Origin of the sequence: Sphingobacterium tenebrionis (genome assembly GCF_037126265.1) — a bacterium.
GTDB lineage: Bacteria > Bacteroidota > Bacteroidia > Sphingobacteriales > Sphingobacteriaceae > Sphingobacterium > Sphingobacterium tenebrionis.
On the sequence record NZ_JAYLLN010000006.1, the window covers coordinates 1 to 24015 of the forward strand.

At 41.1% G+C, this 24015-nt stretch carries 22 protein-coding genes and 1 tRNA gene; 11 read left to right on the forward strand and 12 right to left on the reverse strand.

The genetic code is table 11. The features are described 5' to 3' along the window. Positions 1–230 precede the first annotated feature (230 nt). The 4 genes from yajC to VJ786_RS04155 are packed head-to-tail and all read right to left on the reverse strand — an operon-like array spanning position 231 to position 3100. Complete coding sequence (yajC, locus tag VJ786_RS04140; RefSeq protein WP_099367824.1) at positions 231–548, reverse strand: preprotein translocase subunit YajC; 318 nt, start codon at positions 546–548, stop codon at positions 231–233. A gap of 28 nt (positions 549–576) precedes the next feature. Continuing rightward, positions 577–1020, reverse strand: coding sequence for a DUF1573 domain-containing protein (locus VJ786_RS04145; protein WP_099367823.1), 444 nt, complete (start codon positions 1018–1020; stop codon positions 577–579). A gap of 10 nt (positions 1021–1030) precedes the next feature. Next, positions 1031–1981 (reverse strand): transcription antitermination factor NusB, encoded by a 951-nt coding sequence (gene nusB, locus VJ786_RS04150; RefSeq protein ID WP_167554256.1) that lies wholly within the window; start codon positions 1979–1981, stop codon positions 1031–1033. A gap of 48 nt (positions 1982–2029) precedes the next feature. Then, positions 2030–3100 (reverse strand): Glu/Leu/Phe/Val family dehydrogenase, encoded by a 1071-nt coding sequence (locus VJ786_RS04155; protein ID WP_134776914.1) that lies wholly within the window; start codon positions 3098–3100, stop codon positions 2030–2032. Between the two features lie 149 nt (positions 3101–3249). On the opposite strand from VJ786_RS04155, the gene VJ786_RS04160 reads away from it, so the two are divergent. The 4 genes from VJ786_RS04160 to VJ786_RS04175 all read left to right on the forward strand — a co-directional run bounded on the left by VJ786_RS04160 (position 3250) and on the right by VJ786_RS04175 (position 9122). Beyond that, positions 3250–5022 (forward strand): ABC transporter ATP-binding protein, encoded by a 1773-nt coding sequence (locus VJ786_RS04160; protein WP_134776915.1) that lies wholly within the window; start codon positions 3250–3252, stop codon positions 5020–5022. Positions 5023–5140: 118 nt separating this feature from the next. Continuing rightward, on the forward strand, positions 5141–7108 hold the full coding sequence (locus VJ786_RS04165; protein WP_134776916.1) for a DUF3858 domain-containing protein: 1968 nt from the start codon (positions 5141–5143) through the stop codon (positions 7106–7108). Continuing rightward, positions 7108–9018 (forward strand): DUF3857 domain-containing protein, encoded by a 1911-nt coding sequence (locus VJ786_RS04170; protein ID WP_134776917.1) that lies wholly within the window; start codon positions 7108–7110, stop codon positions 9016–9018. Before VJ786_RS04165 ends, VJ786_RS04170 begins: the two co-directional genes overlap by 1 nt. A 27-nt stretch (positions 9019–9045) precedes the next feature. Beyond that, a tRNA-Ala gene (locus VJ786_RS04175) sits at positions 9046–9122 on the forward strand. A gap of 86 nt (positions 9123–9208) precedes the next feature. Here the strand turns inward: VJ786_RS04175 and rpmA are convergent. The 5 genes from rpmA to glmM all read right to left on the reverse strand — a co-directional run bounded on the left by rpmA (position 9209) and on the right by glmM (position 12956). Continuing rightward, positions 9209–9472 carry a 50S ribosomal protein L27 gene (gene rpmA, locus VJ786_RS04180; protein WP_099367641.1) on the reverse strand — a complete coding sequence of 88 codons (264 nt, stop codon included), beginning with the start codon at positions 9470–9472 and terminating at the stop codon, positions 9209–9211. A 44-nt stretch (positions 9473–9516) separates the two neighbouring features. After that, complete coding sequence (gene rplU, locus VJ786_RS04185; protein WP_099367640.1) at positions 9517–9828, reverse strand: 50S ribosomal protein L21; 312 nt, start codon at positions 9826–9828, stop codon at positions 9517–9519. Positions 9829–10151: 323 nt separating this feature from the next. Continuing rightward, entirely contained in the window at positions 10152–10802 is a 651-nt protein-coding gene (locus VJ786_RS04190; protein ID WP_134776918.1) for a hypothetical protein, read from the reverse strand. After that, positions 10792–11295: an RNA polymerase sigma factor gene (locus VJ786_RS04195; RefSeq protein WP_099367637.1), complete on the reverse strand. Its 504-nt coding sequence runs from the start codon at positions 11293–11295 to the stop codon at positions 10792–10794. Before VJ786_RS04195 ends, VJ786_RS04190 begins: the two co-directional genes overlap by 11 nt. A 275-nt stretch (positions 11296–11570) precedes the next feature. Next, positions 11571–12956, reverse strand: a complete 1386-nt coding sequence (gene glmM / locus VJ786_RS04200; protein WP_134776919.1) for a phosphoglucosamine mutase — start codon at positions 12954–12956, stop codon at positions 11571–11573. Between the two features lie 186 nt (positions 12957–13142). Here glmM and VJ786_RS04205 point away from each other — a divergent pair, with 186 nt between their 5' ends. Both VJ786_RS04205 and VJ786_RS04210 read left to right on the forward strand, forming a co-directional pair. Beyond that, complete coding sequence (locus VJ786_RS04205; RefSeq protein ID WP_099367635.1) at positions 13143–13745, forward strand: phosphatase PAP2 family protein; 603 nt, start codon at positions 13143–13145, stop codon at positions 13743–13745. Further along, complete coding sequence (locus VJ786_RS04210; protein WP_134776920.1) at positions 13738–14568, forward strand: ZIP family metal transporter; 831 nt, start codon at positions 13738–13740, stop codon at positions 14566–14568. Before VJ786_RS04205 ends, VJ786_RS04210 begins: the two co-directional genes overlap by 8 nt. Here the strand turns inward: VJ786_RS04210 and VJ786_RS04215 are convergent, their stop codons facing one another. Further along, the gene (locus VJ786_RS04215) at positions 14569–15042 is read right to left on the reverse strand and encodes a MarR family winged helix-turn-helix transcriptional regulator (protein WP_099367633.1); all 474 of its coding nucleotides are present in this window, start codon (positions 15040–15042) and stop codon (positions 14569–14571) included. Positions 15043–15143: 101 nt separating this feature from the next. Here VJ786_RS04215 and VJ786_RS04220 point away from each other — a divergent pair, with 101 nt between their 5' ends. The 5 genes from VJ786_RS04220 to VJ786_RS04235 all read left to right on the forward strand — a co-directional run bounded on the left by VJ786_RS04220 (position 15144) and on the right by VJ786_RS04235 (position 19878). Further along, a complete protein-coding gene (locus VJ786_RS04220; RefSeq protein ID WP_099367632.1) occupies positions 15144–15383 on the forward strand; it encodes a FeoA family protein in 240 nt (79 codons plus the stop codon). Continuing rightward, the gene (feoB, locus tag VJ786_RS04225) at positions 15383–17485 is read left to right on the forward strand and encodes a ferrous iron transport protein B (RefSeq protein ID WP_134776921.1); all 2103 of its coding nucleotides are present in this window, start codon (positions 15383–15385) and stop codon (positions 17483–17485) included. Before VJ786_RS04220 ends, feoB begins: the two co-directional genes overlap by 1 nt. A 7-nt stretch (positions 17486–17492) precedes the next feature. Further along, on the forward strand, positions 17493–17639 hold the full coding sequence (locus VJ786_RS16665) for a FeoB-associated Cys-rich membrane protein (protein WP_209023118.1): 147 nt from the start codon (positions 17493–17495) through the stop codon (positions 17637–17639). A gap of 126 nt (positions 17640–17765) precedes the next feature. After that, positions 17766–19211, forward strand: a complete 1446-nt coding sequence (locus VJ786_RS04230) for an amino acid permease (RefSeq protein WP_134776922.1) — start codon at positions 17766–17768, stop codon at positions 19209–19211. Positions 19212–19278: 67 nt separating this feature from the next. Then, positions 19279–19878: a lysoplasmalogenase gene (locus VJ786_RS04235; protein WP_134776923.1), complete on the forward strand. Its 600-nt coding sequence runs from the start codon at positions 19279–19281 to the stop codon at positions 19876–19878. Here VJ786_RS04235 and asnB read toward each other — a convergent pair. Both asnB and VJ786_RS04245 read right to left on the reverse strand, forming a co-directional pair. Beyond that, positions 19819–21501 (reverse strand): asparagine synthase B, encoded by a 1683-nt coding sequence (gene asnB / locus VJ786_RS04240; RefSeq protein ID WP_336557345.1) that lies wholly within the window; start codon positions 21499–21501, stop codon positions 19819–19821. The genes VJ786_RS04235 and asnB overlap by 60 nt on opposite strands. Positions 21502–22139: 638 nt before the next feature. Further along, complete coding sequence (locus tag VJ786_RS04245) at positions 22140–23978, reverse strand: UbiD family decarboxylase (RefSeq protein ID WP_134776925.1); 1839 nt, start codon at positions 23976–23978, stop codon at positions 22140–22142. Between the last annotated feature and the right edge of the window lie 37 nt (positions 23979–24015).

Here is a 24015-nt window from a genome sequence, read left to right on the forward strand (position 1 = left end):
AGTAGATTGTCTTTTGGAACAATGATATCGTACAATCCCGAATAGGAACTGAACTGAATTTTTTGTTGGGTAGAAAGCATCCTGATATCCGTTAAAGCCTACTTTAAGATACGAAAAAAGGAGCAGAAAACTGTTGTTTTCCACTCCTTTTTTTAGCCCATTCTAAAAGGGGACTTTTTCAGTGCCCTCAAAATTCATACATGGCTTTTTTATTTCTAAGGCTTAAAAAATTAAGCTGTCTTTTCTTGATTTAAAGCTTTAGAAGCTTCCAAAGAAATGGCAGATTTATCAAAACGAATCTTCACTCCAGAACCTACATCAACTAAAAAGGTTTTTTCGCTAACTTCAACGATTCTTCCATGGATACCCGCTGTAGTAACTACTCTTGAATTAACACCAATTTCCTCAATGTATTTTTTATGTTCTTTTTGTTTCTTCATCTGAGGTCTGATCATGAAGAAGTAAAAAACCACGACGATTAAGATCATGGGAAGAAACTGCATCATACCACCACCTGTTGCTGCTTGCAATAAAATTGTAGAGATCATATGTATTTATTTTATTTTTATTGATTTATTAAGATTTAGGATTTACTGTTCCTTTCAATTGCACGGTCATGATATTAGACTCTGCATTGGAAGCAACCGTAATAATTTTTTGTTGTTGACCGACTTGGTTCTCACTATTGAACTCAACCGTGATCACGCCTTCTTTACCTGGAAGAACCGGCTCAGAAGTATATTTCGGTGTGGTACAGCCACAACTGGCCGATACTTGCGCCAAAATTACTGGAGCATTCCCAGTATTAGTAAAGATGAAATCGTGTTTTACCACTTCCCCTTCTTTGATAGATCCAAAATCAAAAGCTGCATCCTCGAACTTGATCACGCCAATACCTTCATTGGCAGTGGCTGCTGAAGTTTCAGTAGTCGCATTTGAATCAGATGCCTCATTTTTTGGGGCGTTATTACAAGATGCCATGAATGCCAGGGCAGCTAGGGGTAAAATTAATTTTTTCATAAGCTTGCTTTTAAGCGATCAAACCTCTACCCTCTTTCTTGATACGACGTTGGGTATTAAGATCTGCTAAGATTTTATCTAATATACCATTGATAAAGGTGCTACTTTTCAAGGTACTGAAAGACTTGGATAATTCAATATATTCGTTGATCGTCACTTTCACCGGAATGGTTGGGAAATTGATCAATTCGGTAATCGCCATGCTCATCAGCAGGTTATCGATCAAAGCAATACGATCCGACTCCCAGTTTTTGGTTTTTCCAGCAATCATTTCTTGATATTCGTTGGCATATTTAACCGAAAGCTTCAATAGGTCTAGGATAAAATCCTTGTCCTCGATCCAGCTTGGTGTAAGATCTGCCAATTTATTCTTCGCCGGAACCTCACTGCTGAAATTCTTGAACGTTTTGGCGATCATCGCCTGCAACACCTCTTTATCGACCTGCCAATTGATGAAACGCTCGTCCAAAGCCTGCTCGATATCCGGAGATTTCAAAATGATCTTCTTGAAAATATATTTGATAATATCCTTCTCTACGGCAATGGAACGATCTTCCAACTCCAAATAAGCCAAGTATTCTGCCGAATCTTTTAATTGGGAATAGATGGAACGCACAATCTCAGGATCATAGCTCCAGTCGACCTTATAGCGTTTTACTTTCTCCAGATATTCTCTATTCTGACGTAGGGAATCAATGAAGGTATTGTTGTTCAACTTGGTGGATGAATAAGTTTTATCTTTATCCGAAGGGATCCATTTATTGGCAATGCCTTCCACGTCGACCAAAACATATTCTGCCACTTCATCCAAAAGATTCAGTGTCCAGATATACATCTCATCAACTTCTTCGACATTTTTGAGCAAACCTTTTTCAAAATTGACGATACTCTTGTCTTCCGACAAGCTGTAGGCATACAGCGTCTGCATGACCTTTACGCGTAGGTGTCTTCTATTTAGCATAATAATTTAAAAAGAACGATTGGTAATAAAGAACGAAATTATACTATCTTATTTTAATTTTTTCATATCATGAATACGCTTTTCAGCTAGCTCTTTCGCTGCTTGATGCGTAGAGATATTCTCTTCTTTGGCCTTTTGGATCACGTGGCGCGTCATTGTATAGATATAACGGATCAAGTGATCGGTACGGTCTGCACCGTATCCTTCCAATTCGGAGAAACAAGAGATCAATGCACCGGCATTGATCAAGAAATCCGGTGTATAAAGGATGTTATTCTCTTTCAATAACTCCAATGTACGATCCTCTTCCAACAATTGATTATTGGCAGAACCTGCAATGATCTTACAACGCATGCGTGGAACAGTATCTGGATTAACCGTACCTCCCAATGCACATGGTGCATAGACATCAGCGTCCAATTCAAAGCTGGTTGAATAGGTGATCGGCTCTGCTTTGTATTTAGCAGCAATCTTCATCTTGCGCTCTTCGGTCATATCCGAAACATATACACGGGCATTTTCAGCACGCAATAGGGAAACCAAATGCTCGCCTACGCTTCCTACTCCTTGAACAGCAATCTTTCTACCTGCCAGGTTATCATCACCATAAAGCTCCTTGATAGCCGCTTTAATACCGTAATAAACACCTTTTGCCGCAAATACCGTGGTATCACCTGCCCCATTTAAGGACGTTGGCAATCCTGCAACATAATTAGTTTCAGCGTAGATATATTCCAGGTCTTTTTGGGTAGTACCCACATCGGAAGATGCAATGAAATTACCATTCAATCCGTTGATGAAACGACCGAAACGGCGCATCAACACTTCTGATTTCTCAGTACGATTATTACCAATAATAATCGCAGATCCGCCTCCAAGGTTCAACCCTGCTAAAGATGCTTTATAGGAAATAGCTTTAGATAAACGTAATGCGTCTTCGATGGCATCTGCCTCCGTTTCGTACGGCAACATGCGGACACCGCCGATGGCTGGGCCTAGTGTGGTGTCGTGAATAGCCACAATAGCTTTCAAGCCAACTTCTTTATCATTACAAATGAAAATGTTCTGATGATCAGACACACGCATCAAATCAAATAGCGAGGTAGATTCCTTATCCATAAAATTTATAAAAATTTACAGCTACAAAATTAGCAAATTATTTATTTCTTCGGCGAAATGGCGTAAAATATTAATAAAAGTATTAATTCATGACAGATAGCCGATAAATCAACAGCAGATATTTAAAATTATAACCTATTTTTGCTTCAATGAAGGAACTGTCATACCTAAACAAGTTTTTCTATAAATATCGCTGGAAGATTATCCCAGGGGTGATTTTCGTAATTATCTCCAACTATTTTGGAATCCTTCCAGCGCAGGTCATCCGCGAGGCTTTTGACCTGGTGAAGGAAAACATCGATATGTATAGGTTGTACGATGGTTTCGACAGACAGGATCTCATCTATCGTATTTTTGGTAATAGCCTCCTCTTTTTTGGTGCAGTGGTTTTGATTTTATCCATCATTAGGGGTATATTTCTATTCATGATGCGCCAAACATTGATCCTGACATCCAGGCATATCGAATACGACATCAAGAACGAGATCTACCAGCATTACCAGCAATTGGATTTTGCATTTTACCGGCGGAACAATACCGGTGACCTGATGAACCGTGCTACGGAAGATGTTAACCAGGTAAGGAATTACTTGGGGCCCGCCATCATGTATGCCATCAACACCGTAGTACTCTCTATTATGATCATTTATGCGATGTATAGTGTCAATGCTACGTTGGCTACCTATTCATTGATCCCTATTCCCATCATATCCGTGATCATTCTTTTTGTCAATAAGGTGATCAATAGACGAAGCGAACGCATACAAAGGCAATTATCCCAATTATCTTCCTTTGTACAGGAAACTTTTTCAGGCATCCGTGTGGTCAAGACCTATACCCTGGAAGCCGATAAGATGGCAAATTTTAAACAGGAAAGCGATAATTACAAAGACATCAACCTGAATCTGGTGAAGGTACAGGCAATCTTCTTTCCCCTTATCATATTCCTTGTAGGTTTCAGTACCATCATCACCGTATATGTGGGTGGTTTGGAAGTGAACAAAGGAACCATATCAGCAGGTAATATTGCCGAGTTCATTATCTATGTCAATCAATTGACCTTTCCGGCCATGTCCCTAGCTTGGGTAACTTCCCTCTTCCAACGGGCAGCAGCTTCCCAAAAACGCATCAACGAATTCCTAATGACGAAGTCCGAGATCAAGGACGGGCATATCGAAGCAGATCTGAACGGCGACATCCAAGTCGACAATGTATCTTTCACCTATCCAGATACTGGAATCAAGGCTATCGACAACATCAGTTTTTATATCCCCGCTGGGAAGACGATGGCCATTATTGGCCGTACTGGATCAGGGAAATCAACCTTGGCCAATCTCCTTCTTCGCACGTATGATGTGGATAAGGGAGCCATCAAATTCGACCAACATCAGATCCAATCCCTTAAAATGGATTCCCTTCGCGAACAGATTGGTTTTGTTCCACAGCAGGTTTTCCTATTTTCGGATACTATCGCCAGAAATATAGCCTTCGGTTTAGATAAGGTCGATATGCCGGCCGTAGAACAGGCGGCTAAGGACGCTGTGGTATATGATAATATCATAGGTTTTGAAGAAGGTTTTGACACCCATATCGGAGAACGCGGAATTACCTTATCCGGTGGCCAGAAACAACGTGTTTCCATTGCAAGGGCTTTGGTAAAAGATCCTAAGATCCTCATTTTCGATGATTGTCTTTCGGCCGTAGACACCAAAACAGAGGAAGAAATACTCCATAACCTAGGCCGTATCATGGAAGGCAAAACCTCCATCATCATTGCCCACCGTATTTCCACCATTAAAAATGCAGACCATATCCTTGTCCTAGAGGATGGTAAAATAATCGAGCAAGGGACGCATACTCAGCTACTTAACCAACAAGGAGAATATGCTTCCTTGTATGAAAAACAATTATTAGAATCATAATTTGCCAATTCCTATTTTTTGCTTAATTTAACAGTGGGTTTTTAAACAAATTATTAAACTAAATTTAACCTTCAGTTCGTTTAACCAGCGTACTTTAGACTAATTATTATCAATTATTATGAGATTTCTTTTAACTAGCCTTAGTATGCTTTTCGCATGCTGTATTACCTATGGGCAAGATGCTTTCTTACCCAAACTCCAACAGGAAGAATTCAGAAAAGACCATTCTAAAATAGATACTTCCGCCGATGCAATTATCCTGCATGAATACGGTAGAACTGAACTTGAAGTATTAGATGCTGAAAGAAGGTTGATGGTTGTGCATACCTATAATGTTCGATTAAAGATCTTGAATAAGGATGGCGATAAATATGCTACCGTGGAGATTCCCTTGTACAAATCAGGCTCAACCGAGGAGTACCTAACAGAAATCAAAGCCAGGACCTTGAACCTGGAAAACAATACGATACAGGAAACGGAACTCCAACGAAAAAACATATTTTATGAAAAGACATCGGAGTTCTATAACACCACGAAATTTACCCTACCAAACATCAAAGAAAACTCCATCATTGAGTATTCCTATAAAAAGTATTCACCGCTCGTTCATCATTTTGAAGATTGGCAATTCCAGGGATCCATCCCCAATCTCTATAGTGAATATATTGCGGTCATCCCATCCAATTTCGAATATAATGTGACTTTGAAAGGTCATCAACCTTTATCCGGTCAAAAATCGGAAGTGTTGAACCAGCATTTCCTTTGGAACGGAGCTCGTTTTGACTGCTCGAAGATGACCTATATCATGCAGAATATGCCTGCATTTAAGGAGGAGTCCTTTATGTTGGCACCCATAAATTATATTTCTGCCATTGATTTTGAATTAAGGACCTATACCGATCCGAACGGTGCCAAACAGAATTACACCCGTACCTGGGATAATATCGACACGGAACTGCTAAATGATAAGGATTTTGGTGGGCAAATAAAAGCTAAGGGGCCGTTCAAGGAGATAAACGCCAAGATCATGGCCGAACATCAGACCAAACTTGATCAGGCGAAAGCGCTATATAGTTATTTACAGCGAAATGTGGTATGGAACAAAAACTTTGGTAAATACGCAGAATTTGGGGTTAAGAAAACCTTAGAAGATAAAAGGGGCAATTTGGCAGATATCAATTTAGGTTTAGTTGCGGGATTAAATGCCATGGATATAGAGGCATACCCTGTTATTACAGCCACCCGAAATAGGGGAATTCCGAGTTATATATATCCCGTAAACGCCGATTTCAATGCGGTCATCTGCTTGGCTAAAATAGATGGGAAAGATTATCTACTGGATGCGACCAACAAATTCTTGCCTTTCGGCCAGCTCTCCTTGCTGATGATCAACGATCGCGGCCGTGCAATGTACGGAAAAGGGAAATCAGATTGGGTACCTTTGAAAAACGAGGTAGTAGCTAAAAAAACTTTCAATATTCTTGCCAACATCAGTCCTGATGGGAAATTGAAAGGTACGATAAGAACGCAGTTAAGTGGATTGGATGCCTATAGAAAAAGACAGGATATCACTGAATATCCAAGTCATGAAGAATACGAAGAAAAGTTGATGGAGAAGACCACCGATTTTAAAATCCTTAAAAGTACGGTCAGTTATGTAGACTCGTTGGATAAAGATCTGGTCGAAGTATTGGATTTTGAATTGGACCTTAAGGAAAACATGAAAGGAAATCGATTGGTCATCAACCCTATCCTGATTGAAAGGATGACGAAAAATCCCTTTTTATTGGAAGAACGGAACTACCATGTAGATTTAGGCGCGGTCATGTCTGAAGTGTATAATGTTAACATTATGATTCCAGAAGGCTATAAATTAGATAATGGCCCTAAGAATACCGCCCTATCACTACCAGAAAATGCTGCCCGTTATGTTTATCGTTCTGCCATCGAAGGCAATTCGATCATGGTCCAACAGACTACCAATCTGAACCATCCTATCTATTCTCCAGAAGAATACTTCCACCTGAAAGAATTTTTCTCCAGAATTATCCAACAACAGCAAACTGCATTTACATTCCTTAAATAATGAAGAAAAATATCCTATATATAATCGTATTGCTACTTGGTCTTTGCCATTATTCCTTTGGACAATACCAAGTGGAATCCATCCCCAAGGAATTACTGAGCCGTGCGGTTGCAACCTATCGGGAAGACAATATGGAGATCCATATGAAATCGCCGACAGATGTGATCATCAAGGGCAATAAAGTATTGACCATCCATAATCAAAGTGGGGATGAATATGCGCCGATTGTGGTATTCTATGATAAATCTAAACAGATTAAGGAAATCAAAGGGGAAATCCTGGACCAATTTGGCAAACAGATCAAAAAATTCAGTTTAAGGGATTTTGATGATCAGAGTGCCAGTTCAGGTTCCAATCTTTTTGATGATAGTCGGTATAAATCTTATCAACCCCACATCAATACTTATCCTTATAGTATTTCCTATAGTTACGAATACAAGAGTTCGCAGAACCTGGCCATGCCCAGCTGGAATCCAAATTGGCACAAGGATGTATCGGTGGAAAAAAGCACCTACAAAATCATCGTCCCTAAGAACAGCAAACTGCGCATCAATAGCCAGAATTTTGATGGACAGCCCAAAGTGGAGCATGTAGACAAATGGAGCAGCTACACCTGGCAGGCAGAAAACCTTAAAGCTATACGTAACGAAGCTTATAGCCCTGGAAGACATATCACTGGGATTGAGGTGATGGTGGTTCCTGAGGAATTCCAATTCTACAAGAAAAGTGGACAGTTCAACGATTGGAAGAGTTATGGCCTTTGGATGAATGAAAATTTATTGAAGGGAAAAAGGATCTTGCCAGAGGCAACGGTTGCCATGGCTAAAAACCTCGTGAAAGACCTGGAAGATCCAAAAGCTAAAGCCAAAGCATTATATGAGTTCATGCAAAAGAAAACCAGGTACATCAGCATACAGGTTGGTATAGGAGGTAATGAACCTTTCCCTGCCGAAATGGTAGATCGCTTAGGATATGGAGACTGCAAGGCGTTGGTAAACTATATGCAGGCCCTATTGGAAGCGGTGGATATCCCCTCCTATTATACCATCGTACAAGCGGGTAATGAAAAAGTGGATATCAACCCTACCTTTGCCAACCTGCAGGATGGCAATCACATCATCCTATGTCTTCCTTTTGCCAATGACACTACTTGGTTAGAATGTACTAACCAGGATATGCCTTTTGGTTACTTAGGCGATTTCACGGATGATCGTTTGGTATTGGCCTGTACGCCTGAGGGAGGTAAAGTTATGCGCAGCAAATCCTATCCTTATCATGAGAGCATTCAACACCGAGTTGGGAAGTTCCGCATGGATAAAACCGGAAAATTAACTGGAGAAATGGAAACAACCTATACAGGTTGGCAGTTTGAGAACCATTTTGCCAATGTGAAGGAGAATAGAGATAAACAGATCGAAAACCTCAGACGATGGTATAACATCAACCGGATTGGGTTTAATCAGGTCGAGTATAAGATCGAGCAGAACAAAAAGCATCAATTGAATGAGAAAATAGGCCTAACGATCGATAATTATGGCCTATTGAATGGAAATATACTTGTACTGATCCCAAATATCTTTAACAAAACCACCGCTGTCCCCGAAATCAGAAATAGGCAAGAAGTATTGAAAATTTCCCGTGGTTATACGGATATTGATGAAATCGAAATTGTTATGGATGATGTGGTCGACACAAAGATCATCCCAGCCGAAAAAATAATGGAGAATGAGATTGGTTCCTATAAATTGACGACCAAAGTGGAAGGGAAAACCATTAAAACGTATCGAAAAATTGAAATCAAGGAAGGTACCTATCCCGCTGATAAATATGAAGCCTTCGTGAACCTGAATAGATTCGCAAAAGAAAGTGATGATATTCGATATAATTTACCATTAATTGATAAAAAATAAAAAATTATCCTATATTTGGCTTGCCTTGGGGGATTAGCTCAGTTGGCTAGAGCGCTTGCCTGGCAGGCAAGAGGCCACCAGTTCGAATCTGGTATTCTCCACCAAAACACTTATAGTAAAATTAGGTATAGAAACAAAAAAAGAGGTGATCAAATGATCACCTCTTTTTGTTGAAGATATCTTCCGTATCTTAGTTTTGTTCAGCAGGTAATACTGAAACGTAGGATTTGTTGTTCGCTTTCTTACGGAAAACAACAGTACCATCAACTAAAGCATACAATGTATGATCTTTACCGATACCTACGTTATTGTCAGGGTTATGCTGTGTACCACGTTGACGAACGATGATATTTCCAGCGATAGCTTGCTGACCACCAAAAATTTTGATACCTAATCTCTTACTATGTGACTCACGGCCGTTCTTGGAACTACCCGCACCTTTTTTGTGTGCCATTTCTTTATCTTAATTTATGACTTGCGTCAGATTAAAAAATTCGATTATAAACTAATACCAGTGATCTGGATTTTTGTGAAGTGTTGACGGTGACCGTTTTTCTTTTTGTAGCCTTTACGACGTTTTTTCTTGAAAACGATAACTTTTTCACCTTTCAAATGTGACAAAATAGTAGCCGAAACTTTAGCACCTGAAATACTTGGTGTTCCTACAGTGAATTTACCACCGTCTTCTGCTAACAATACATTGTCAAATTCAATACTAGCGCCTTCGTCTCCTTGTAAACGGTGTACAAAAAGGTATTGGTCTTTTGCAACCTTAAATTGCTGTCCTGCTATATTTACTATTGCGTACATTGTTATTAATGATTTGTTAATTATTTAATGAACGGCAAAGATAAAACTTTATTTCTATTCATCCAATTATTTTTTATATTTAATATGTTATTTCCAAACCAAAAAATTACCTTGAAAATGATTAATTTTTGGAACTATACGTCATTGCGAGGAGGTACGACGAAGCAATCTTTCTTTCATGTCATCCTGAGCGTAGTCGAAGGATCTGTACGTGTACCAAATGTAGATGCTTCGACTTCGCTCAGCATGACATGGTTAAAGATTGCTTCGTACCTCGCAATGACGAAAAGATTGCTTCGTTCCTCGCAATGACGGTTCATCAACTATTCTTCAAATTCCTTTAAATATGCAATAGACTGATCGATCCGCCTAATCTGTTTTTCATACCGTCGGATGACTAGCCGGCCAAAAGCATAGGCAGCAAACAACAATAATCCAAAATAAATGGCAAAGAAGATAATTGGTCCAATGTCCACTGCTGTAGTACCATTCAACAAATCGTTCAACCTTAAAGTATAATGGTCTCCCCTTTCCAGTCCAGTGTAAATCATGGCACCGCCAAAGCCAATTATCATGGAATGGAAAGTGGTTGATCGATAGGACATCATATTTAATTTCATCTCGTAGGAAAACCAAAGCAGATTCTCCAGGGAATTAAATTCCAGGTGATAGGTTTTATGGTAAAACTTCCAATATTGGGAATAATAATGAATCCAGATCATCGTGGTTGCCAAGATATAAATGGATAATACCAATATGGTAAATATCTTGAGGTTCTCTGCGTATATAAAGAACCCAAAAAGACCCAAGAAAACAACAGTAAGGATCAGGTTTACCCAAAATTCCTGACGCATATATTTTCTGATCAGGTCGATCGCGGTACTCGCCTCCCTTTTCTTGGACAGGTTGATACTCAGATCCTGATCCTCATTTTTGTCCGCTTGCCAATCTTTTTTTAAATCGTCAAAATTCATAACCTTGTTTTTTTATGATTTCCTGTAATTTATCCTTCGTCCTATTCAATTTTACCCGCGCGTTGACCTCTGAGATACCTAGCTGTACACTGATCTCTCGATGAGACAAACCTTCCAAGAATAAGAAGATTACTGCCTTTTCCACTTCATTCAATTCCTTTACCGCTCGATAGAAATAATCCAATTGCTCCTCTTTTTGGGCGTGGTCGCTATGATCTGGTAGGTCTACCTGATCATTGATGGTATTGGTCTTTGGTTTTCGCTGATCTTTCTTGACGTAGACCAGCGCAGTGTTGAGTGCCACCCGATACATCCAAGTGGAGAACTTGCTCTCTCCTTTAAAATTTCCATAGGAACGCCAAAGTTGGAATACCATTTCCTGGTAGAGATCTTCCTGATCCAAGATATCATCCATATAAATTTTTGACAACTTGAATAAGATGCCTTTATGGGTGTCTATCTCTTGAAGGAATTGCTGCTCTAAAGAATTCACTGTTTGGATAAATTGTTTTGAAGATAATTTGCTTTTATAAGGTTAGTAATTGATTTTGGGGAATGTTACATGGGAAATGGAAAAACGTTTGAAAATAAAAACGTTATTAATTAAAAACGTTATTAATTAAAAACGTCATTGCGAGGAACGAAGCAATCTTTACACTTATCGAAAGATTGCTTCGTTCCTCGCAATGACGTGCATATCGCAATGACATAGGGGCCTTGCAAAGACCCTAAACCCATCGCAATGACGTATGTTCCTCAAAAAATAACCTATTTCCCTACGATTTCCTCCATCTCCTGCATAATCTTCTTCGCTATTGCCTCTGCTGCCTCCACAGATCCACCTTCCGAATAAATTCGAATAATAGGTTCTGTATTCGATTTACGCAAATGCACCCATTCATTTTCAAAATCAATCTTCAACCCATCAATTGTAGAATGATTCTCATGCGAATACTTCGCCTGCATTTTCGCCAAAAGATCATCAATATCCAACTCTGGTGTCAAAGTGATCTTATTTTTCGACATATAATATTGCGGTAATTCTGCCCTATATGCCGAAGCTTTCTTCCCTAATTGCGCCAAATGCGTCAGGAACAAAGCAACCCCCACCAAAGCATCACGGCCATAGTGAGAAGCCGGGTAAATAACTCCACCATTACCTTCACCACCCATTACCGCATCAACTTCCTTCATTTTGGTCACCACATTCACCTCACCAACTGCTGCTGCGAAATATTCACCACCATGCTTCAGCGTCACATCGCGCAACGCGCGGGTAGAAGACAAATTAGAAACCGTATTCCCTTTTTTATGGGTCAAAATAAAATCAGAAACTGCCACCAAGGTATATTCCTCACCAAACAATTCCCCATTTTCCATCATGAACACCAAACGGTCCACATCCGGATCCACGGCAATCCCCAGGTCAGCACCATTCTTCAATACCGCTTCCGAAAGATCCGTTAAATGTTCCTTCAATGGTTCCGGGTTATGTGGAAAATGACCATTAGGCTCACAATGTATTTTATAAACGGTCTGTACGCCCAAAGCTTCCAATAATGTGGGAATAAAAACACCTCCCGTACTGTTCACCGCATCAACCGCTACCTTAAAGTTCGCCTTTTTAATAGCTTCTACATCCACGAATTCCAAGGCAAGTACATCATCAATATGTTTCTGTAAGAAAGAATCATCTTTGGTCACTTTTCCTAATTCCTCCACCTCTGCGAAATCAAAATCCAAGCTCTCCCCTAAAGTCAATACCTCTTTCCCTTCTGCATCAGAAATAAACTCTCCTTTTTCATTCAACAATTTCAAGGCATTCCATTGGCCAGGATTATGGGAAGCAGTCAAAATGATTCCACCTGCAGCACCCAATTTTGGAACAGCGATCTCCACCGTTGGTGTTGTCGACAGCCCTAGATCAACCACATCAACTCCGATACTCTGTAAAGTCCCGATCACCAAGTTCGCGACCATCTCGCCAGAAATACGTGCATCACGACCGACAACGATCGTTTTATTCGTTGAGTTTGCTGTAATAATCTTTCCATACGCTGCTGTAAACTTGACGATATCAACCGGAGTTAAGTTATCGCCTGGTCTTCCGCCTATGGTTCCTCTAATTCCTGAAATAGATTTTATTAATGCCATATTTGATTGTTTGTTCGCCGTAAATTTAATCTAAAAAATATTTATTAGTGACTTTTATTCTTTTTTTCAATTATTTACCTACTTTTGTTGCAACATTGTTTCTTTTAGCTCAGCAGGGACATTAGGAAGCAAGGTTGATTTTTTATAGATTTGGTCTGAAAAAATGGACCATTCTATTTAGACTATATGTTAGAAAATATTATTGCATTCGATAAAGAGTTTTTTTTAGCCATCAATCAAGGATTAAGTAATCCGGTGTTTGACTGGCTATTACCAATTTTAAGGAACCCATATACTTGGTCTCCACTTTACCTCTTCCTCATTATCTTTTTTATTAAACATTATGGCAAGACAGGCGTGCTGATCGTTGCCTGTACCTTAGTGACCTTTGGTATAACCGATCTCACCTCCTCCCATCTGATCAAAAAGACGGTCAAGAGGGTCAGACCTTGTAATGATGTGGTTTTTAAAGATCAAGTAAACTTAAGAGCACGTTGTGGATCCGGTTTCAGTTTTACCTCTTCCCATGCAACGAACCATTTTGGGATGGCCTTCTTCTGGATTGTACTGTTCCGTCGTAAATGGCGACACGCCCTATGGCTCTGTATCCTTTGGGCCGCGTCCATCGCCTTTTCGCAGATCTATGTAGGCGTACATTATCCTTTTGATATCATCTGTGGTGCCATCCTAGGAACATTGATCGGTTTAGGCACCGGCTATCTATTCAAACGATTTTATCCGAAATTTTTCGAATCCCCAAATAACCCAATACCAATAACACATGAGTAGTTTCTTAATTGTCTCTATTTTATTTTTTTCAGCTTTAATTAGTGGTGTCGCTGTTTTCTTTGTAAAAAGAGACAATACACAATTACTCAAGCTTATCCTTTCTTTCAGTGGTGCCTATCTTTTTGCCATCACTGTACTGCACCTGATCCCTGAGGTATACCATAGCGGATCAACTCCAGGAGAAATCATCGGATTATACATCTTAGGCGGATTCTTGTTCCAATTGGTGTTGGAGCATTTTTCCCAAGGAATGGAACACGGTCATATACATTCCGATGGGCATGCAGAACATAAGCAAGCATTCCCTATCGCCATATTGATCAGTTTGTGTTTACATGCCTTTTTAGAAGGTTTTCCATTAGCATCAGGGCATCGTAATGAATTGGTATTCGGTATAGCCATCCACCATATTCCGGCGGCTTTTGCTTTAGGTAGTCTTTTGATCAACACGAAGTTGAACAAACAGAATATTATCCTCTTCATTGCCATATTTGCAGCCATGACTCCACTAGGTTTCCTGACCAGTAAAGGTATCAGCGGTGGAGACATTGGAAATATTGGACAATATTTTGATAAGATCATGGCCGTGGTAATCGGTATATTCTTACATATATCCACCACCATCCTATTTGAGTCAGGATCGGCAGACCATCATACCTTCAACAAAAAGAAAATGTTGGCGGTTCTTTGTGGGGTACTGGTTTCGTTGGCAAACTTCCTTTTCCCACACGAGCATGACCATGGATCCCACGGTCCGGCAACAGGAACAGAACAACATGATCATGATCACAACCATGACCATGATCACGATCATGAGCATTAATTAGCCTGCTTGCCCATTCGATTCACCGCGGAATTTATCCAACAGTTCGCTTAGTTGCATAAATTCCTCGGTGGTCAGATTTGGCGCCAAGACATCATCCAGCATCATATCGTTCTCGATATCATGCAACAGCTTCAACCCTTTGTCGGTGATCAACAGATCCACCGCCCGTTTATCACTGCCATTCTTCGTCCTAGAGACCAAGCCTTTTCCAACGATTCGATCCACCAAGCGGCTGATGTCAGGCGTCTTTGTCAGCAAACGCTCCTTCAATAAATTGTTTGTTACGGGATTTGGGAACTGACCTCGCAATACCCTCAACACATTAAATTGCTGTAGTGTAAGCTGCTTAGCTCCTGCTCTCTTTTCGAGCATCACATTCAGCCAGTTGTTCGTGTAGATAACATTGACCGTAACGCGATGCCAAGGGCTAGCGAATTGCTTCACTCTTACCAGTTCTTCAATCTTTGGCATAACTTTAAAAATACATTAGTGTGACTTAATCCGCAATTTAAAAGATTTTAATTATTTATCTTTGCTCAAAACGTATTTTTTTAAACCGTTCAACTTCACAAATGCAGAACAATATTAGCCTCGACAGACTAAAAATTGGCGACACCGTAAAAATTCAAACCATAGATTCCTTGGAAATTCCGGCAAAATTCTTTGAGCTTGGCTTTTATCCAGGTTCGCTCATTGAAATAAAACACAAAGCTCCATTTGGTGGACCGATCTGTGTAAATATCATTGAAAACAATTCCTTAATTGCCATCCGCAAGTCTGAAGCCAAGTTAATAACTGTAGAAAAAATTTAATGAAAAATCCAAATATTGTACTTTTAGGAAACCCCAATGTTGGTAAAACTTCCTTGTTCAACAGGTTGACAAAATTGAACCAAAAAGTAGGGAATTACCCCGGAATCACCGTTGAAAAGCGCGAAGGAACCCTTAAAGCACATAACAAAACCTACCATATCATCGATCTTCCCGGAACATACACCTTGTTCCCCAACTCTTTGGATGAGGAAATCGTATTTCAAATATTAAGTGATAAGAACAATCCATATCACCCCGATCTGACCTTGGTCGTGGCAGAACCTGCTACCATCAAACGGTCAATCATCCTCTATCAACAAGCTCGTGAATTAGGAATTCCTGCCATTTTTGTCATCAATATGATGGACGAAATCGAGAGCAAAGGGATGCAGATCGACATCCAAAAATTGGAGGTTTACCTGAAGACGAAAGTCTATAAAACGAACGCCAGAACGGGTAAAGGAATTGACGAACTTGTAGCTGCATTTCCACAAAGTCCTGTAACATACTTCGGGAATTTTCAGATTCCTGCAACATACTCAGCCGCCCTTGATGAAGCTAAACGGATTTTTCCATTGGCAACGGAGTATCTTACTTGGCAATATCTCGCTCAAGAAAGAATTTCCAGTCTAACAGCTGAGCAACAAAAGGCCTTGGAAGAGATCAGGACCAAGCATCAATTGAATATCCATGAGATGCAAAAACTGGAATCCCAGATTCGCCATGATGCCATTACGGAGGATCTTAAACCAATCATCCAGAAAGCGGAGAACAAAAAACTGAACAATACCTCAAAAATAGACCGCATCCTTTTACATCCTATTCTGGGATACATCATCTTTTTTGGTCTATTGTTCGTGATCTTCCAAGCGATCTTTGCCTGGTCAGGTCCTTTGATGGATTGGATCGATGGCTTATTTGCAGACATTACTGAGAAGCTGGATGCCGCCCTTCCTGATGGACCTTTGGCTTCCTTATTTATTTACGGTATAGTAGCTGGTGTTGGTGGAATCGTTATCTTCCTTCCTCAGATCGTTATTCTCTTCCTATTCCTTTCCTTAATGGAGGAATCAGGCTACATGAGTAGGGTCGTATTCTTAATGGACCGTTGGTTGAAACCTTTTGGTCTAAACGGAAAATCGGTGATCCCATTGATGTCAGGTGCTGCCTGTGCTATCCCGGCGGTGATGTCGGCGCGGAACATCGAGAACCCGAAAGAAAGGTTATTGACCATGTTAGTAACCCCATTCATGACCTGCTCCGCACGCTTACCGATCTATATCGTTATTATTGGACTGGTCATTCCAGAAACCAGCGTATTAGGATTCAACCTGCAAGGTATGGTTCTTTTTGCCATGTACCTATTAGGAATTATTGGTGCCTTGGGCTCTGCTTGGATACTGAACAAAGTCATCAAAAGCGTTCGTTCGTCATACCTGATCTTTGAATTACCGACCTATAAAGCGCCAGATTGGAAAAATGTATTGACCAATGTTTGGGATAAAGCTTCAGGGTTCCTATGGGATGCCGGTAAGATCATCTTGATGATTTCCATTGTCCTTTGGGTATTGGGTAATTTTGGTCCGAACGATAAATTCTATAAGGCCGACGAATATGTAACGGCCATGAAACCTAATCTGGAAGAGGAGCAGTTTGATAAAGAAGTGGCCTCTTATAAATTGGAGCACTCCTTTTTGGGTTACCTCGGAATGGGTATAGAGCCTTTCGTAAGACCATTGGGCTACGATTGGAAAATGGGTATCGGTTTGATTTCTTCCTTTGCGGCACGCGAAGTATTTGTGGGCACTATGGCAGTTGTTTACAGCCTGGGGGATGAAGTGGATATCGAAGACGATGGTCAGAAAAGATCGCTATTGGATAAGATGCGTTCAGAAATCAACGCCAATACTGGCAAACCGGCTTATAATATGGCTTCCGGAATTTCGTTATTATTGTTCTACGCCTTCGCTATGCAATGTATGGCAACGATCGGTGTGGTGCGTAAGGAAACCGGCTCCTGGAAATGGACCTTGATACAGACCTTGTTCATGACAGGTCTTGCCTATGTAGCCGCATTAATTGCTTATCAACTTCTAAAATAAGAACATCATGGGTTTAATCATTCAGTACATCATTATTTTCATCCTTTTTATTGGGGCTTTATACTTCATCTTCAAACCCTTCTTCAGTAAAAAAAGTAACTCAGGATGTGGTAAGGGATGCTCCTGCGATGTAAAAATGGATCCGAAGAAATAAACAATAGATAAAAAAGTATTTAAAAGCTCTCTTTAAAATAAAGGGAGCTTTTGTTTTATATGTTATTGGAAAAAATTATCTTGTACCGTTATAAAACATATAATCAGTAATTAACCTGTCAACAACGTGCAAGAAAACAAGGAAAAGGAACTCAAAAGAGGACTTAGCAACCGTCATATTCAATTAATTGCTCTTGGTGGAGCCATAGGAACCGGATTATTTTTAGGCGTTGGCCAAGCTGCCATCCTAGCTGGACCATCGGTTATCCTCGGCTATGCCATTGCTGGTTTGGTCGCTTTTTTCATCATGCGGCAATTGGGGGAAATGGTCGTTCAAGAGCCTGTTTCCGGTAGCTTCAGTACCTTCGCCAACAAATATTGGGGTCCATTTGCTGGATTCGCATCCGGTTGGAACTATTGGATCCTCTATATCCTGGTGTCCATGGCCGAATTGACCGCCATTGGAAAATATGTACAATTTTGGTGGCCAGAAATCCCCCTCTGGGTCTCTACCCTCTTTTTCTTTTTCGTCATAAACGCGATCAACCTCGCATCTGTAAAAGTATATGGGGAAACCGAATTCTGGTTTTCCATCATCAAGGTCGTGGCGATCATTGCCATGATCATCTTCGGTGCCTATCTATTGATTTCCGGCAATGGCGGAGAAAGGGCAACGGTAGAGAACCTCGTCAACGACGGTGGGTTTTTCCCCCATGGTTGGCTCAGTGGAAATGCAGCAATGGGCTATTCAGGGCTCCTCGCCGCCCTGGTGATCATCATGTTCTCCTTCGGTGGATTGGAGCTGGTAGGTATCACAGCAGCTGAAGCGGAGAACCCGGAAAAGAACATCCCTAAAGCGACCAACCAAGTTTTATGGCGTATTTTGGTGTTTTACGTGGGTGCTCTGTTCATCCTGTTTTCCCTAATGCCATGGCGTACCATTACGGCAGAAACCAGCCCTTTTGTGGAAGTATTTGCCACCCTGAAAGGCTTTCAATTTGAAATGTTTGGGAATACCTTCTATTTCACCAATGTGATCGCCAATGTACTGAATGTAATCGTATTAACCGCCGCACTATCCGTTTATAACTCCTGTGTGTACAGTAATTCCAGGATGTTGTATGGATTGGCAGAACAGGGCAATGCACCGAGGTTCCTTAAAAAACTAAACAAGAACCACTCTCCTATTGCGGCTATCCTAGCATCAGCAGCCATTGTGGCCATTACGGTAGTAATCAATAAAGTGATCCCTAAGGAAGCATTGGGCATCCTGATGTCGCTGGTGGTATCTTCCCTGATCATCAATTGGATCATGATCACCTTGACACATATGTTCTTCCGGAAACAAAAGGATAAGGAAGGTGTGAAAACCAAGTTTCCAACCATCCTTTATCCGATCAGTAATTACTTTAGTCTCTTGTTCCTTGTGGGTGTATTAGTGATGATGTGGTTTACAGGACTGAAGATATCTGTTGAATTGATTCCTGTTTGGTTGATCCTCCTTTGGATATCCTACCTGCTGATCAAAAGGAATAGAGCGAAAAAAGAAATCAATAATTCGATCGATCATTAAAAAGTTCATATTTCATATCGTTTTTGCCATCCTGTTTATCTGCCATCTGGTAGCCATACAACAGCATATGGATGGATTAAGGACCATGACAAAACCATTGATATGTATCGTATTGGTATTGTTCCTCTGGAATGAGACAGGCTTGAAGAGAAAATTCCATCGATTGATAGCTGCCGGATTGGTCTTTGGCCTGGCCGGCGATGTCTTTCTCATGATGAACAACATGTTTATCTTTGGTTTAGGGTCTTTTCTGATAGGCCATATCCTTTATGCTTGGGCTTTTCTTACACAAACGTCCAGCCTAAGTCTGACCAAACATAAAGGTTATATCTTCATTGCCTGTCTGCTCATCAGTTATTCCTATTACCTGTACAGCGTTCTGAAACCCAGTTTAGGTGTATTGGAAATACCAGTCATTGCCTATATCCTTGTGATAGCTGCCATGGCTTTGTTCGCTTTTACCCGAAAACAGCAGACCAATTTGGCCAGTTTTTTATTCATCTTTATCGGCTCTCTCTTATTTATAGCCTCTGATTCCATTTTAGCCATCAATAAATTTGTGGCTTATGTTCCCGATTCCGGCATCATGATCATGAGCAGCTATATGCTAGCTCAATACGGCATTACTACTGGTGCTGTTATGGACAGAAGCAACCGCTCTTCCTGATGGATCGTTCATGTTCTGGAAAGAAGCATCCCATAACAAGGCTTCAGGCGTACTACAGGCCACGGACTTTACCGATGGAACCGATTTGGCTGCCGCGTCCGACGGGAAATGGCTTTCAAATATATTTCTGTACAGATACTCTTCCTTGTTTTTTGGCGTATTGATCGGAAAGCGTTTGGCTGCGGCCTCAAATTCCGTATCCGTCACTTTCTCCTCCGCTTGCGCTTTCAGTGTATCGATCCAGGAATAGCCCACTCCATCCGAGAACTGCTCCTTTTGTCTCCAGGCGATGCTTTCCGGAAGGTAATCCTCAAATGCTTTTCTGACAACCCATTTCTCCATGCGTTCGGAAGTGATCATTTTATCCTGTGGGTTGATGCGCATCGCAATATCCATGAATTCCTTATCCAAAAATGGAACCCTACCTTCCACACCCCATGCTGCCAATGATTTATTGGCGCGAAGGCAATCGTAGAGGTATAATTTTTTCAGTTTCCTAACCGTTTCCTCATGAAATTCCTGCGCGTTTGGTGCTTTATGGAAATATAGGTAACCTCCAAAAAGTTCATCCGACCCTTCGCCTGACAACACCATCTTGATGCCCATAGACTTGATCACCCTGGCCAAAAGGTACATCGGTGTAGAGGCACGGATAGTGGTCACATCATAGGTTTCCAAATAATAGATCACGTCACGGATGGCATCCAAGCCTTCCTGGATCGTGAAGTTAACTTCATGATGGATGGTGCCGATGTGATCTGCTGCCTTTTGCGCAGCAATAAGATCCGGAGATCCTTTCAGACCTACGGCAAAGGAATGCAATTGGGGGTACCAGGCTTCCTCCTGATCTTCGGATTCAATCCTTTTGGATGCAAATTTTTTGGTGATGGCAGCAATAACCGAGGAATCCAATCCTCCAGATAATAAAACTCCATAAGGAACATCCGACATCAATTGCCGATGTACGGCATCTTCCAATCCCTGGCGTAATTTTCCCAGGTCGGTTTCCTTATCTTTTACCGTGCTATATTGCTCCCAATCCCGTTTGTACCACTGGATAGGTTCCTGTCCTTCCTTGCTGTGCAGGTAATGTCCCGGAGGAAATTGGTCGATCTGCTCGCAGAATCCTTCCAGAGACTTTAACTCGGAGGCTACAAATAATTGACCGTATTGATCCTTACCGTAATAAAGTGGAATGATACCCATATGATCTCGGGCAATGAAAAAAGAATCATCACGGGCATCGTATAAGGCAAAGGCAAAGATGCCGTTCAAGTCTTCAACGAATGCTGGACCCTTTTCGAGGTAGAGGGCAAGGATGACTTCGGAATCGGATTGGGTTGTGAAGTTATAATGTGCTAAGGAATTTCGTAGCGCTTGGTGATTGTAGATTTCACCATTTACCGCCAATATTACTTGTCCATCCGGACTGTACAAAGGCTGGCTTCCCGATTTTGGATCAACGATCGCTAACCGCTCATGCGCTAAAATTGCTTTTTCTGAACTGTAAATTCCTGACCAATCTGGACCACGATGACGAATGCGTTTCGACATTTCCAATACTTGAGGTCTTAATTCGGACACAGGTTGTATGATTTCAAAAGCTCCTACTATTCCACACATAATATTAAAATTTTATTAATGTTTTTATTGTTTTATTGATATAATGATACAAATAAAATGATTATAAAATTAATTTCATAATATTTTTTAATTTTTGTTGAATATATTGTAATTAGATTGTAGATGTTAGATGATAGATGATAGATGATAGACGCGTCATTGCGAGGAGGTACACCTCGTCATTGCGAGGAGGTACGACGAAGCAATCTTTGAACCCTGTCATCCTGAGCACTACCATTGTCATCCTGAGCGTAGTCGAAGGATCTGTACGGTTACTAACGAATAGATGCTTCGACTACGCTCAACATGACATACGGAAAGATTGCTTCGTTCCTCGCAATGACGAGGAAGGCGCAATGACGAGGAGGGCGCAATGACGAGGAGGGCGCAATGACGAGGAGGGCGCAATGACACGATTTGCCTCTTTCTGGAAGTGAGGTGTAAGTGACTTGTAAGTGAGTTGTAAGTGCTAAAAGTCACTTACAACTCACTTACATATCACTTAAATCCTGCCTACACCACGAACCAAGCATTTAAAAAAAAGGCCGAATCAACTACTTGATTCGGCCTCGTTATATGGCGTACAGATCCTTCGACTCCGCTCAGGATGACAATATAAATACGCTCAGGATGACATATTAAATAACCCCATGCAATGATCCTCCTTTGGCACCCAACTCATCCACTCTTCTTTCCACTTTTTCATCCTTGATCAAATCTGGTGCATGATGAGGTTTACTTCTTGCGTCAATAATCACTGGACCCTTACAGCCCCAATGCTTAAATTCCGTAAATGCCCCAACACCATGTATATCATGCGAAGGATTACTTCTTGTAAAAGTAACCCAAACAAAATTATTCTCATTGTCTGCCACAAACCCCGCATCATCAGCCAATACAATACACTGAATCCCATTCCAATTCTTATCTTTGACTGCCTCCGCCCATGCTGCAATCGCCTTATTCTCCTCCTCATAGGTACTAAATCCTTTCCCATCTACCACAATAATTCCTGGCAAAGCTAATTTCGCATGGTTAAACGGCCTTGGTAGATCCAGATCTACCGGCAGTTCCGTAGCCAGCTCTCTTTTCTTATCGCCCACAGCAGCAAAAACAACTTTAGATCCCGTATTCAATCCATCACCGGTATAGTCTAATGTATCGATTGTGGTATTGGTCTGGAAATGTAGGTCCCTGCTCAGGTCGATCCGTTCAAAAATATGGCTAAAGAAATCCTTGATATGATGGATATCCAATCCTGGATTATCCTCCTTTGCAGAAATGAATAGGAATTTCGCCAAGCTCAACTGGTTGGTTCCCAAGATTAGGTTCGAAATAGTCAATAGCTCCTGTGGTCTTTCCACCTTTTGATAAGGGGTGTACCTTTCGCTTCCGATGGCAAACAACAAGGGATGAACTCCAGCCGGATCCACCGCATGGACGGCATGTAAGCCCGGAATCTGTTGTGGAATCGCATTCCCCGTGATCTCATGGATCAATGCACCAAAACTGGTATCCTCCTGTGGGGGTCTTCCAACTACTGTAAAAGACCAGATTGGATCCTTCCGATGGTACACTTTATGCACTTTCATCAAAGGGAAAGGATGTACCAAGGAATAATAGCCGATATGGTCGCCAAATGGCCCTTCCGGTTTGTTCTCATTGGGATATACGGTACCTGTGATCACAAAATCAGCATCCGCTGAAATACAGAAACCCTCTTCATCATAAAAATAACGGAAGCGTCTGTTTCCCAATGTACCGGCAAATATCATTTCCGAAAGACCTTCCGGTAGTGGCATCACGGCAGACAAGGGATGTGAAGGCGGACCTCCAACAAAAATACTGACTTTTAAAGGTTTACCCAATTGATTGGCCTTGGTCTGATGTACACCAATGCCTCGGTGAAGTTGGTAATGAAGACCGATTTCCTGGTCTTGAATATAATCATTGCCTGCCAATTGAATCCTGTACATGCCCAGATTGGCATTCATGATTCCCGGCTTACTGATATCTTCGGTATAAACCTGTGGCATGGTCACGAATGGACCTCCATCCATAGGCCAGTTGACGATCTGGGGAAGTTCGGATATCTGGGTCTGTCCATAAAGGATTGGAGCCCCTGACTTCTTTTTCCAAGGCAATGCCCCCAGCGCCACCATAGATGAGCCTACATATTGGAACGGCTTCTTGAGCACCGACATCGGATTCATTTTTACATCCACTAGTTTTTTCACATGATCCAGGGAATCCCTGAACATGAACCTGGAACGATCCAACGTACCGAAAAGATTGGAAACCGCTGGAAATTTGGAACCTTTGACCCGTTCAAAGAATAAAGCCGGCCCTTGCGCATCATATACACGCATATGGATTGCCGCCATTTCAAGATAAGGATCAACCTCCTCTTTGATTCGAATCAAATGTCCATGCTGCTCCAGATCCTGAACACAATCACGTAAACTTTTATATCCCATAGTAATAGCAAATAGCTACAAATGTAATGGAAAGAAG

What these genes read in the sequence shown, in the direction of transcription:
- yajC (WP_099367824.1), bottom strand. Translation starts at nt 548, where the DNA reads ATGATCTCTACAATTTTATTGCAAGCAGCAACAGGTGGTGGTATGATG.
- VJ786_RS04145 (WP_099367823.1), bottom strand. Translation starts at nt 1,020, where the DNA reads ATGAAAAAATTAATTTTACCCCTAGCTGCCCTGGCATTCATGGCATCT.
- nusB (WP_167554256.1), bottom strand. Translation starts at nt 1,981, where the DNA reads ATGCTAAATAGAAGACACCTACGCGTAAAGGTCATGCAGACGCTGTAT.
- VJ786_RS04155 (WP_134776914.1), bottom strand. Translation starts at nt 3,100, where the DNA reads ATGGATAAGGAATCTACCTCGCTATTTGATTTGATGCGTGTGTCTGAT.
- VJ786_RS04160 (WP_134776915.1), top strand. Translation starts at nt 3,250, where the DNA reads ATGAAGGAACTGTCATACCTAAACAAGTTTTTCTATAAATATCGCTGG.
- VJ786_RS04165 (WP_134776916.1), top strand. Translation starts at nt 5,141, where the DNA reads ATGAGATTTCTTTTAACTAGCCTTAGTATGCTTTTCGCATGCTGTATT.
- VJ786_RS04170 (WP_134776917.1), top strand. Translation starts at nt 7,108, where the DNA reads ATGAAGAAAAATATCCTATATATAATCGTATTGCTACTTGGTCTTTGC.
- rpmA (WP_099367641.1), bottom strand. Translation starts at nt 9,472, where the DNA reads ATGGCACACAAAAAAGGTGCGGGTAGTTCCAAGAACGGCCGTGAGTCA.
- rplU (WP_099367640.1), bottom strand. Translation starts at nt 9,828, where the DNA reads ATGTACGCAATAGTAAATATAGCAGGACAGCAATTTAAGGTTGCAAAA.
- VJ786_RS04190 (WP_134776918.1), bottom strand. Translation starts at nt 10,802, where the DNA reads ATGAATTTTGACGATTTAAAAAAAGATTGGCAAGCGGACAAAAATGAG.
- glmM (WP_134776919.1), bottom strand. Translation starts at nt 12,956, where the DNA reads ATGGCATTAATAAAATCTATTTCAGGAATTAGAGGAACCATAGGCGGA.
- VJ786_RS04205 (WP_099367635.1), top strand. Translation starts at nt 13,143, where the DNA reads ATGTTAGAAAATATTATTGCATTCGATAAAGAGTTTTTTTTAGCCATC.
- VJ786_RS04210 (WP_134776920.1), top strand. Translation starts at nt 13,738, where the DNA reads ATGAGTAGTTTCTTAATTGTCTCTATTTTATTTTTTTCAGCTTTAATT.
- VJ786_RS04215 (WP_099367633.1), bottom strand. Translation starts at nt 15,042, where the DNA reads ATGCCAAAGATTGAAGAACTGGTAAGAGTGAAGCAATTCGCTAGCCCT.
- VJ786_RS04220 (WP_099367632.1), top strand. Translation starts at nt 15,144, where the DNA reads ATGCAGAACAATATTAGCCTCGACAGACTAAAAATTGGCGACACCGTA.
- feoB (WP_134776921.1), top strand. Translation starts at nt 15,383, where the DNA reads ATGAAAAATCCAAATATTGTACTTTTAGGAAACCCCAATGTTGGTAAA.
- VJ786_RS16665 (WP_209023118.1), top strand. Translation starts at nt 17,493, where the DNA reads ATGGGTTTAATCATTCAGTACATCATTATTTTCATCCTTTTTATTGGG.
- VJ786_RS04235 (WP_134776923.1), top strand. Translation starts at nt 19,279, where the DNA reads ATGGATGGATTAAGGACCATGACAAAACCATTGATATGTATCGTATTG.
- asnB (WP_336557345.1), bottom strand. Translation starts at nt 21,501, where the DNA reads ATGTGTGGAATAGTAGGAGCTTTTGAAATCATACAACCTGTGTCCGAA.
- VJ786_RS04245 (WP_134776925.1), bottom strand. Translation starts at nt 23,978, where the DNA reads ATGGGATATAAAAGTTTACGTGATTGTGTTCAGGATCTGGAGCAGCAT.